Origin of the sequence: Rhodococcus sp. IEGM 1318 (assembly GCF_033142465.1) — a bacterium.
In the GTDB taxonomy this organism is placed as follows: domain Bacteria; phylum Actinomycetota; class Actinomycetes; order Mycobacteriales; family Mycobacteriaceae; genus Rhodococcus_F; species Rhodococcus_F qingshengii_B.
The window spans coordinates 23,897-35,028 of the sequence record NZ_JAWLSC010000025.1 but is presented as its reverse complement, the minus strand read 5'-3'; the positions used below and the strand labels follow the sequence as shown (position 1 = coordinate 35,028).

Here is an 11,132-nt window from a genome sequence, read left to right as displayed (position 1 = left end):
GCCCCGAGCGGATTACCGACACACGTTTCTGCTGGTGTCGACCTTATCTAAAGTCCACCACGCCATGGGACTCACCCGTGGATCGGCGACGGTGGTCCGCTTCTTCTTGCCTCGACGGGCACCTTCTAGCCCGAGAACACCCATCAACCGTTCGACCGTGCACCGTGCCACGTCGATGCCCTCTCGACGCATTTCCAGCCACACCTTGCGTGCGCCGTAAACCGAATAATTCTCGGCATGCACACGGCTGACCTCGACTTTTAGCTTTTCGTCGCGCACGGCCCGCTGAGATGCAGGACGGTTGCGGGCCTCGTAGTAGGTGGACAGCGCAATTGGGCAGCCGTGCCCGGTGAGCACTCTGTAGATTGGCTCGACGCCGTACTCGTTTTTGTATCGGTTGATGTAGTCGATGATCACTTGTTGTTGCGGCCCTGCTCCGCTGCGAAGAAAACCGATGCCGACTTCAGGATCTCGTTGGCGCGCTTGAGTTTCCGGTTCTCGGCTCGGAGTTTGCGCATTTCCGCTGCCATTTCGCTCGTCACACCAGGCCGCTCGCCGGCATCAGTTTGCGCTCTCCGAATCCAGTTGAGCAACGTCTGCGCTGTTCCGATACCGAGTTTGTCGGCCACGGATTCGACCGCGGCCCACTCCGACGGATATTCGTGCTGGACCTCGGCGACCATCCGCACCGCACGCTCACGCAACTCGGGTGGGTACCTCTTGTTCGTTCCTGACGACATGACTCCATCTTTCCCAAAGAATGAAGTCCCCGGAAACTCCGGTCCGATTCAGAGAGACGACCCGAGCAAGCGCATAACTATGCAAACGAGTGGTGGCGGTCTGAACCGTGCCGGGTTTGATGCCGCATCCGTTTTTGTGAAGGATGCAGATCATGCCCAAGCGTTACCCACTCGAGCAGCGTGAGCGAGCCGTCAAGATAGTCCTCGATCACCTCGACGAATATCGGTCCGTCTACTCCGCATGCCAGGTGATGGGCCCGAAACTCGGCATTGGTGCCGAATCGCTGCGGAACTGGACCAAGCAAGCCCAGGTCGATGCTCAGGAGGTGCCCGGAGCGAGCACCGCGGAGCAAATGCGGATCAAGGAACTCGAGCGTGAGAACCGAGAACTCAAGGAAGCCAACGAAATTCTGAAGTCGGCATCGATTTTCTTCGCGAGGGAACTCGACCCTCGCCGCCGCTGATAGTCCAGTTCATCGACGACATGCGTGCACAAAATTTCAGGGTCGAGTCGATCGGCCGAGTGCTCACCGCACAAGGAATCCAGGTCGCCCCACGCACGTATCGCAACTGGAAAACCGCATCACCATCTGCAAGGACGATCACCGACGCCCACCTCACCGAAGAACTGCGGTCCACGATCGGCACTGCCGAAGGACTCTACGGCCGACGAAAAATGACTGCTCGCCTGCGCCGCAAAGGCCACCACGTCGCTGCCTGCACCGTCGACCGTTTGATGCGCGACGAAGGACTCAACGGGGTGGTCAGAGGCCGGCAGCACCGAACCACGATTCCAGGCGGCAAGGACAGTCGGCGGGCACCCGACCTACTCGATCGCGACTTCACCGCCGACGCACCGAACCGAACATGGGTTACCGACTTCACTTATTGCCGAACGTGGGCGGGGTTCGTCTACGTCGCTTTCGTGATCGACTGCTTCTCCCGGGCAATCGTCGGCTGGCATGCCTCGACAGTGAAGGACACGGCCATGGTCACCACGGCCTTGAAGATGGCGTTGTGGCGACGCGATCACGGTGGACATCGGGTCGGTGATGGGTTGATCCATCACAGCGATGCCGGTAGCCAATATACATCTATTTCCTTCGCGGAAACGCTTGTGTTGGAAGGGATTGCAGCTTCAATCGGAAGTGTCGGCGACGCCTACGACAATGCCCTCGCGGAGTCGACGATCGGACTGTTCAAGACAGAAGCGGTTTCCAAGAGTAGTCCCTTTCTGCAGGGCCCGATCAAGACGATCGACGACATCGAATTCGCGACGATGGAGTGGGTGGATTGGTTCAATACCCGCCGTCTGCACAGCACCTTGGACTATGTCACTCCGGACGAGTTCGAGGCCGTCTATTACTCTCAATTATCGATTCTCCAGCCGGAGATGTCGCCAGCATAGGAGCGGCAAGAAACCAGGCACGGTTCAGGGTCAAGGCCCTGGTCTACTGCCCCAAAGAGCAAGACAGTACTTTCCATGTTGTCAAGTACTTTCGTTAATTTGGTGTCGGCCCTAAAGCTCTACCATCAGCATGTGCGTCCGCACGGCAGGAGTGCGCCGGATACCAGGGGGATGTGCGAGCCCACGCCAAGCCCCATCCGTGAAGTTCGTGCCCTTCCTCACAGACAGACGCGACGACCGGAATAGTGTTCCTGCGGGGTCGCCACATTCTCGACCGCCAACTGTCTGGCTACTTCACGAAGAGGATCGACCTACACTGAGGGAGTGCTGTGCGATTCCAGAACTGAAATGTCCACTGCCTCGGGTGTTTTGGCTGATCCGAAATGTCTTCCCAGCGATGGGCTTTGGCCGGTTCTCAGGATTACGGCAGGTTTCCTGCATGGGTCAACAAGTGGTCGCGGTCGTCGGATGGGAAGGCCGAAGGACCGCATCGCGGATTTCCCGGGTGTGCTCGCCAACCTCCGGGATAGCGCCCAGATCGCAGCTCAGCGGCGGGTGAGAACGGAACGGTGGCGCAGGCACCTTGAAGGTACTTCCGGTCTCAGTCCGACCGTCAACGAACACACCATTCTCAATGACATCGGGTGCAGCCAACACCTCGTCGTAGGTGCGCACCATGGCTGCCACTATTCCGGACGCTACGAGTTTGTCCACCGCGCCCTGAGTCGACATATGGCCGATCGCTTGGGTGAGTATCGCCAGCAAATCGGCGCGGTTGTGCACGCGTGAGTCGTTGTCGACGAATCGCGGATCATCTACCAGGTCGGGACGATCGATCACCTCACACAGTCGATTCCAGGCATGAGGTTGATATCCACTGATAACCAGCTGACCGTCGTGAACAGTGATCACATCGGCGGCCGGCGCGACGCTTGGCTGCCCGTTGCCATTGCGTGTCATCTTTCGGTCGGATAGCTGATGCTCAACCCAGTTGGGCGTCTGGAGGTGTACGGCTACGTCGAGAAGGGGCACCCGGATGTCCGAACCCACACCATGACGGTCCCGTCGAATCACCGCAGCCAGCACCGCTTGCGTCACCACATAGCTAGTGGCGTGGTCGATGATCGGCGCTCCTACCCGTTGGGGGTCTCCGCTCGCTTCGCCTGTTACGGACATCAGGCCGCTTTCCGCCTGGGCGGCGATGTCGAGGCCGGCTCGAACGGCTGAAGGCCCCTTGCTGCCGAAGCCGCTAACCGAAACCGAAATAATTTGTGGCCGCAGGGTTTCGAGTCGATCGTAGGGTAGGCCGATGCGTGCGAGGGTGCCTGGACGCATGTTATGCAGTAGTATATCCGCGCTCACAATGAGTCTCTCGAAGAACGCAAAATCTTCCTTGTTCTTGAGATCGATTTCGACGGAACGCTTTCCACGATTGTAGCCACGTAAGATTGCAGTTGCGTATGCCGCTTTGATCTTACGAGTAGGCTCGCCTCCTGGCGGCTCGATTTTGATGACGTCAGCGCCGTACTCGGCGAGTTGCTGCGCAGCGCTGGGCACCGCGATGAGTTGCCCCAGTTCGAGTACTCGGATGCCCTCGAGTGCGAGTGATTCGATAGTCACTTGTTGACTCGCACTGTGGGAACTACGACATAGCGTTCTGCACTACGCCCGAATTCGGCCAAGCTCTCGACGAGTACTGCCCGAGATGCAGGGGCAGTCATGCCGGGGGATTCGATGTGAGTGCGGACTTCGGATGTGCTGTTCAACATGACAATTCCTCGAATTCGAATAGGGTTTACGTGCAAGCGGAAGTCAGTGGTGCGGGCGCTTGGCTTTGGCCTCCGAGGTTGCTCACAACCCAGTCGACGTTCTGCTTCCAGCGTTCGTCATCGAGTGTCTCGGACCACAACGATGCTTCGTAGTTGTAGATATCTGCGGCAGCCTCGACAGGCAGTCCGGTAATCTCGGCCACGATGTCGGCGCCGGCTGGTGCATTTGCCGGGTTCTGCATCCATGCTGCAATGTCGAAGAAGGCGCTACATACCGACCGGAGAGTGGTCGGGCTGTTGTCGGCGACCTTCTGGGTCGTCATGAAGAAGGACCCCAGCGCGTACCTTCCCACGTCGCCTGCGGAGCCGTCTGCAGGGTTCGCGATCACTTTGAGTGACAGTCCTTCGTTCTCGAAGACGGTCAAACTCGCGTAGCTCAGTACAACTGCGTCGACGTCGCCTTTGCGGACAATCGGAACTTGCGCATTCGACGGTCCCGCTGCAATGAATGTGACTGTGGCAGGGTCGATACCCTGTTCTTTGAGCAGTTCGGTTACGTACTGCTCGGCGGCGCCCCCTCTCGCCGGCACAGCTACCCGCTTGCCGCTCAGATCAGCGAGCGTCGCGATGCCGCTCGCTGCGGTCGCTGCGACCGAGGAATCGATACCTCCGTAGGGCGGTACCGACAGCAATTTCTGGCCCTGCTGAACGGCCGGAATGACGGTTGGCGGTGTTCCCAGAGCAATCTGTGTGGTGCCGCCCAGCAACGCGCTCGTCAGCTCGGGACCTGACTTTCCGTCGATGAGGTCGACGGTCAGGTCGTGGTTTTTGAAGATGCCGGCTTTATCGCCGATGAATGCGGGTAGCGACAATACGCTTGCCGGGTAGATACCTATCGCGACTGTGCCGTCGTCGTTGCCCCCGTTGCTTCCGCAGCTGCTGAGCGCCATGGTGAGTATCACGGCGGCTGAGACACCTGCTATGTGGGCGAGCTTTTTGTTCATGATTGGCAACTCCTTGAAAGGATTAGTGGTTGAGCCGGGTAAGTAGCCGGTCGTAGATCTCGATGAACGCAGGATCGGTTCGGATGGACTCGAGATCGCGCGGTCGCTCGAAGTCAACCGTCACGTCGTCCAGAATGCGACCTTCGCCCAGCAACACGACCCGATCGGCAAGGCTCACCGCTTCGGTGAGGTCGTGGGTGACGAAGACGACGGTGCGTCCCTCCATCCCCTGCCATAGAGCGAGAAACTCCGACTGCACCGATACCCTGGTATGGGCGTCGAGGGCGGCGAAAGGCTCGTCCATGAGCAGGATCTCGGGATCCAGCGCCCACGTACGCGCGAGGGCGACTCGTTGCCGCATACCTTGTGAGAGCTGCCACGGCCACAATTCCTTCGCGTCGGACATACCGACGGCCGCCAGCCAGCGATCGGAAGCGAGTCGGCGTTGTGTGCGATCCGTACCGCGAAGTTCCAGTCCGTACTCGACGTTCTTACGTGCTGTCCGCCAAGGGAACAGCGCGTCACGCGCCATCATGAATCCGAGACGCTTGCGAGCCTTCTTGGGAGGAGCGCCGAGTATGTTTGCGTCCCCTTCGGTTGGCTCGACCAAACCGGCGACGAGGTTGAGGAGCGTAGTCTTGCCGCAGCCACTGCGGCCGATGAGTGCGACGAACTGTCCCCGCGGTATCGAGAGGTTCAGATCCGAGATGACAGTCTTGGTGTTTCCTTCCGGCGTGGCGAATTCGATTGTCAGGTCGGAGAACGTGATGGCGTCGTCTTGCATGATTCTCTCTTGTACTGATGCGGGCGGTGTAGGCGCGGTCATGAAGGTTCCCTCTGTATGTGGTGGTGGGTAATCAACGCTGGGCCGGGGCTTGCCAGCGGAGGAGATACCTTTCGGCCACGGACATCAGCTGATTGAGAAGTACCGCGATCACCGCGAGCAGAAGAAGGATCGCGTACACAGCTTCCATCCGGAACTGAGAGGAGTAGACAGCTACCAGCTGGCCGAGTCCGTCACGTGCAGAAATCAATTCGGATCCGACCACGCCGAGAAGGGAGTAGATGAGCCCTAAACGAAGGCCGGCGAAGATGGCAGGCGTCGCAACCGGCATGAGAATCTTGAAGAACACTTGCGTGCGGTTCGCGTCGAGCACTGTAGACAATCGGAGCCACTCTTCGTCGGTAGACTTGACGCCGGCACGTGCGCCTGAGCAGACGATGAAGAACACAAGTGTCACGGCCAGAGCAACTTTGGCTGTTGTGGTGATGCCGAATACAACGATGAACAGAGGGGCCAGTGCCAGTCGCGGCATCGCGTTGGCGGCGTCGAAGAACGGGTTGATGATCCGTTCCGCGAGCGGCACCAACCCGAGTGCGACACCCACTACGACGCCGACTACGCCCGCGAGTACCCAAGCGATCAGCACCGCCGACATGGTGGATTTCGTATTGGTCCACAGCTCGCCGGATTTGAAGGCGTTTGTGAAGTAGTCCCACGATTGCGCAGGCGTTTTCGCCAGTACGGGTTCGAGGAGTTGCTGTGACCCGACCAGCTGCCACACACCGAGCAGCGCGAGCGCGACGGCGAGCTGGCTGGCAGGAACCAGCCATCGGTTACGCGACTTACCGGATCGGTCAGCTGGGCGTCTTTGGGCAGAGCGTGGTGTCGTAGCTTTGTTGAGTCGGGGAGTGGCACTCACGACGGACATCTCATCTTCTTTCTTGGTACTCGGTTATTCGACTGCAAGATCAAAAGGTGGGTCGATGATCAGGGCGGCGTCTGCCTGCGCAACTGCCGTACTTTATTTGGTATCCGCGGTCGGCGGAGAATCTGATGGTGACGAAAGCATCAGCGATCGGTCACCTTGCGTGGAGCAGCAGTAGACATACTCGAATATGCGACGCAAGCGCCTCGGCCAACGACTTAGAAACAGACTCGTCCTGATTCTACGAGAGCGGAATTGCGGATGCCGCCATAGTAGTGCGGTGTTCTAGTGCGGACAGACTTCGAACATTACACCGCGAGATACTGCGCCTGTCGGTAATGCGTTTGTGTATAACATGTTTCATCTCTGCGGCTCATGCGATTGCTACACTGCCGTCCCTCGCAAGTCCACTTTCAGTAGCACCTTTCGAGGTAACCGTCACGACGGGTGGCCGCCACTGCTCGGTTTTGTTTGTGGGCGGTAGATCGCGACGTATCGAGTCTCTGGCTAATCTCAATCGGCGTCGCGCCGTTGTTCAGGCCGAGCGAGGCGGAATGTTCGCAAGGGTTGCCCGGGTGCATGCTCGCCTTGGCGTACCTCCCGATCTGGCGTGTCCGGCCGCGTCGGGGTATTCGATGTCGATGACGTCGGCGATAGCCAACCAAGACTTGAATTGTATTTGAGGATAAAGTATTTCGTCTGAATCTTGTGGCGAAGATTCCGCAAGGGAGAGGCTGGAGAATCGTGCGACTTTCGGTTCATCGTCATGCTGCTCCAATGCTTGGCCGTTCCGACCCTCGTCAAGGGCTTCGTTCCTGGCTCCAGCGTGCCGTGTGGGGCACTCACGTACCATCTGTGACTGTCACATTATTCTGTCCGCAAAGTGTGACACGTCACAATATGAAGGTTGGCTGATGCATAGCGAGCAACACCCAGGTCTGGCCCGCGTCGTCGGCAGTATCCGGCGTTCGATACCCCGACTGGCTCGTGCCGCCATTGACAGATACATCCGAGAAACGCCGCTGTACACGCCGGAGAACACCCCTGATCACTTGCATCGCGAGAGTGTGCACACGTCCGGAGTGATCATGGATCTGTGCCTGAAGGCGGTCGTCGATGCGGTCGACGTGCGGTTGATCAAACTCGAGCTTTTCGATTTGTTCGATCGCGCGGCGGAGCGGGTCTACGAGGGAATTCCGTTGCGTGAGTACATGCGAGCGTGGCACATTTCCTTTGACGTCTTGGCCGAAGAGTTGCACACGAGACTCGGGAGTGACCATGAGATGTTCTGGTGGACGCTCTGCCGTGCTCGCGACGCTCACGATCGAATGCTTCGCGAAGTCGTCTCGCAGTTCGAGATCTATGCCCGAAGCCTCGCTACCGAAGACGGACTCAATCATGCGTTGGCTATCGGTGCGCTCCTGCGCGGCGACGAGTGGATCTTTGACGAGACGGAACGGATTCCGGAGAGCCCGGTTGTTGCGATACTCGATATTGGTGAAGTCGGCGCGGAAGTTGGCGCTGACAGCGGGCCGATGTCTGTAGCGCGAACCCGCAAGGTTCGTCATCTGAATGCCTATCTGGTGCAGTCATGTCGGGAGTTGTGGCTCAAGGAAATCCTTCCGACTACGGGTACTTTGCTGTTGCGCCGTATCCCGGAAGACGTGGAGTCGATCGCACAAGATCTGAGTCGGGTGGCGGGTGCGCAAGTGACGTTGGCAATCGAACCCGCGGTGTCGATCGCTGATCTGCCTCGCGCGGGAAAGACTGCGGCGGAAGTGCTTGATCTTGGAATGCGGTGCGGCTATGTGGGTAGGACTGTGCAACTCGCCGATGTGGCACTCGAACATCATTTTTCCCATGCGGGCCCCGCTTTGAAGGTGCTGTTGGTTCGGTGCGAACCACTTTGGAATCGAACGGAATTGGTGCGTACACTGCGTGCCTACTTTGAATGTGGCCAAGATCGTCGACGAACCGCTGAGATGCTTGTCATCCACCCGAATACGGTGGACAACCGCCTGCTGAAGGTGCGTGAATTGACCGGACTGGACGTGCACGTGACAGCCGACCTACTAACTTTGGCCGTGGCAGTGAGCCCTGCAGTTAGGCCGCAGGACACGAAACCGGTCGACTGAGTAGCCGCCACCTCTGGTCTTGTGAGAAGTCACAGCAAGAGGGTGCTCGGAGTGTGCCGTTGATGGCTTGTTGCCGTTGTGTGAAATCACCACACTGGAAGATGCCGTCCGACCGATCAAGGCAATCTCGCAACCTCGATTTGTGTCGGCGACATCCAAAAGTTGAAGTCGGACAAGACTTCACAACGCACACGTGGAGGTTGACAAGTATGACCCTGACTGCAGAGCACGCGTCGAAGTCATCATCGAAGGGAATCGCTGGTATCGCAGACGCCGCTGGAAGCGCGTTTTCTCTCGGTGTCGAGGCATACCTGTGGGGATACCCGTTGGTATTGATGGAACGTACCAAGGCGATTATGACCAACCCTGCGCACTGTAATTCAGCTCCGATCAATACATTTCGTCATGCGTCACGATTGTTGAGTCCCCGTGATCGGGAAATCGTCAAACCCAATAACGACACTCTCTATTCCTTCGCATGGCTGGACCTCACGAACGGACCCCAGATACTGGCCGTCCCGGATACAGGCGATCGGTACTACAGCATTCACTTTCTCGACGCTTTCACGAATACCTGTGCGTATATCGGTCGCCGCACCACAGGCACCGCTGCGGGACGCTACGTGGTGGTCGGGCCGCAGTGGCAGGGAGAACTTCCAGACCTTCCCGTGTTGTCTATCCCGACCAATACCGTGTGGTTACTAGGCAGGACACTCGTTGACGGGGAATCGGACATGCCGGCAACGGAAGAGTTGATCAACCAGTATCAACTCGCTCCCGTTCAGTCAGGTGGCGGTGAACCGCGGTGGACGGTAGGCCCTGTCGTGTCGCCGCACACGATCGGACAGTCAGGACTTTCCTTCTTCGATGAGCTCTGTGCTGCACTCGAATTAAATCCGACGCCGGTGTTGGAGGCTGGATTGATGGAGAAGTTCGAGGCAATCGGTGTCGGTCGCGGGCGTACGCCTTCCCGGGAAATCGCCGATGACGGCACCCGGATAGCCTTGGAGTACTCCGTATCGTTTGCTAACGACATGCTCAACGCGAAGCGGTTGGGCAGCGGGTCGAGAACGAAGAATCCTGGTTGGTCCTACGCCAACGATCTCGGAGACTACGGACAGAACTATCTGCTTCGCTCCGTTATCGCGCTTCTCGGGCTGGGGGCGCTTACTGCAGAGGAAGCGATTTATGCATCCGTCCTGTCAGATGAAACGGGTGATCGGCTCAATGGAACATATTCGTACGTACTGCATTTCGACACGGACAAGCTTCCGCCAGTTGATGCCTTCTGGTCGTTGACGGTCTATGACGACGAGAGTTTTCTGGCCGAGAATCCCATGAATCGGTACGCAATAGGTGACCGCACACCCGGACTTGTTTACCGCCCAGACGGTTCCTTGGACATCTTCATCCAGCACAGCGAACCAGCTGAAGGTGAAGCGAACTGGCTACCGGTTCCCGCAGGACCATTCGAACTGACACTGCGGTTTTACCAGCCTCGCGAAGAGATGCTTGAGGGCCGTTACGTCGTGCCGCCGGTGCAGCGGACGTAATCCACTGCGCCAATATCAGGGAGTTGAATACTTCCTCGGCCCTTGTTCTCGATTGCCGACTCGATATCGGTGACTGCTGTGGAAGTGGCCGGGAAAGGGAACTGTCACGTTAATCGAAACGTATAGCGGCACATCTAGTTTGGTACAGTTTGCTACGGGACACCGTCGGGCCGTTCACATTCAGGCGGCGGCATCGGTCGCGGTGATCGCCCGCCAGACCGCGAATCGGTCGGCCATCTCGGTACGCCATTCGGCGGCGGTCAGCAGGTGTCGGCGCGGCGGAAATGTGGCGAGATGCCGCTGAACGCGGACAGGAACCGTTGCGCGTACCCAGGTGAGGTGAAGCGTTTCATCGCACGTTCGCGCTGCCGGGTCGGTTGGTGCGAGTTCTCGGCACTATTATTCACATACTTCGACTGGCGATACTCGACCGATCCCAGCAGTTCGCGGTGCGCCATCTGGTAGCTGCCCAGCTCGTCTGTGACGATCACCCGCGGAACATACTCCAAACCCTTGAGCGCCTCCGGAAGAACTTCATGGCCGCCAACGCGTTTTGGCGTGACCGAACCAGCACATCGAGAACGTTGCCACGCTGATCGACAGCACGCCACAAACAATGTTGCCGACCATTGATCCGAATGAACACCTCGTCGAGGCGCCACTTGTCACCGGGTTGTGGGCGTCGGCGGCGGAGCTCGTTGGCGTCACCACTCCGTGTGTCGATGCCGCCCAGCGCGAGGGACACCGGAGCGGTGACGCCACCTGACCCTTCCGCCGTCGTCGCCCACTATGGAAGACCCGTGCGCCTACGTGG

11 protein-coding genes and 1 pseudogene are annotated in these 11,132 nt (G+C 58.5%); 4 read left to right on the top strand and 8 right to left on the bottom strand.

Going from position 1 to position 11,132, the window contains the following annotated elements; translation table 11 throughout:
- Positions 1–12 precede the first annotated feature (12 nt).
- Complete coding sequence (locus tag R4P65_RS31525) at positions 13–417, bottom strand: IS3 family transposase (protein ID WP_317829473.1); 405 nt, start codon at positions 415–417, stop codon at positions 13–15.
- Entirely contained in the window at positions 414–740 is a 327-nt protein-coding gene (locus R4P65_RS31520) for a transposase (RefSeq protein WP_317829472.1), read from the bottom strand. The genes R4P65_RS31525 and R4P65_RS31520 overlap by 4 nt, the downstream gene beginning before the upstream one ends.
- A 152-nt stretch (positions 741–892) precedes the next feature.
- Here R4P65_RS31520 and R4P65_RS31515 point away from each other — a divergent pair.
- A protein-coding gene (locus tag R4P65_RS31515; protein WP_317829471.1) for an IS3 family transposase occupies positions 893–2,148 on the top strand; the annotation gives its coding sequence in 2 pieces (ribosomal slippage) (positions 893–1,166 and positions 1,166–2,148; 1,257 coding nt in all).
- 444 nt (positions 2,149–2,592) lie between these two features.
- Here the strand turns inward: R4P65_RS31515 and R4P65_RS31510 are convergent.
- From R4P65_RS31510 to R4P65_RS31490, 5 genes are read right to left on the bottom strand one after another with little or no spacing between them, the layout of a single operon-like run.
- Positions 2,593–3,768 carry a CoA transferase gene (locus R4P65_RS31510; RefSeq protein ID WP_317829470.1) on the bottom strand — a complete coding sequence of 392 codons (1,176 nt, stop codon included), beginning with the start codon at positions 3,766–3,768 and terminating at the stop codon, positions 2,593–2,595.
- Positions 3,765–3,917: a hypothetical protein gene (locus R4P65_RS31505; protein ID WP_317829469.1), complete on the bottom strand. Its 153-nt coding sequence runs from the start codon at positions 3,915–3,917 to the stop codon at positions 3,765–3,767. The genes R4P65_RS31510 and R4P65_RS31505 overlap by 4 nt, the downstream gene beginning before the upstream one ends.
- 26 nt (positions 3,918–3,943) lie before the next feature.
- Entirely contained in the window at positions 3,944–4,921 is a 978-nt protein-coding gene (locus tag R4P65_RS31500) for an ABC transporter substrate-binding protein (RefSeq protein WP_317829468.1), read from the bottom strand.
- Between the two features lie 22 nt (positions 4,922–4,943).
- Positions 4,944–5,747, bottom strand: a complete 804-nt coding sequence (locus R4P65_RS31495; protein WP_317829467.1) for an ABC transporter ATP-binding protein — start codon at positions 5,745–5,747, stop codon at positions 4,944–4,946.
- 31 nt (positions 5,748–5,778) lie between these two features.
- The gene (locus R4P65_RS31490; protein ID WP_317829466.1) at positions 5,779–6,633 is read right to left on the bottom strand and encodes an ABC transporter permease; all 855 of its coding nucleotides are present in this window, start codon (positions 6,631–6,633) and stop codon (positions 5,779–5,781) included.
- Between the two features lie 911 nt (positions 6,634–7,544).
- Here R4P65_RS31490 and R4P65_RS31485 point away from each other — a divergent pair.
- Both R4P65_RS31485 and R4P65_RS31480 read left to right on the top strand, forming a co-directional pair.
- A complete protein-coding gene (locus R4P65_RS31485; protein ID WP_317829465.1) occupies positions 7,545–8,765 on the top strand; it encodes a helix-turn-helix domain-containing protein in 1,221 nt (406 codons plus the stop codon).
- Positions 8,766–8,974: 209 nt separating this feature from the next.
- Complete coding sequence (locus R4P65_RS31480; RefSeq protein ID WP_317829464.1) at positions 8,975–10,318, top strand: DUF1254 domain-containing protein; 1,344 nt, start codon at positions 8,975–8,977, stop codon at positions 10,316–10,318.
- Between the two features lie 260 nt (positions 10,319–10,578).
- Here the strand turns inward: R4P65_RS31480 and R4P65_RS31475 are convergent.
- Positions 10,579–10,964: pseudogene (locus R4P65_RS31475) on the bottom strand (IS6 family transposase).
- On the opposite strand from R4P65_RS31475, the gene R4P65_RS33305 reads away from it, so the two are divergent.
- The gene (locus R4P65_RS33305) at positions 10,935–11,084 is read left to right on the top strand and encodes a hypothetical protein (protein ID WP_411742614.1); all 150 of its coding nucleotides are present in this window, start codon (positions 10,935–10,937) and stop codon (positions 11,082–11,084) included. The pseudogene R4P65_RS31475 and the gene R4P65_RS33305 overlap by 30 nt on opposite strands.
- The last annotated feature ends 48 nt before the right edge of the window (positions 11,085–11,132 follow it).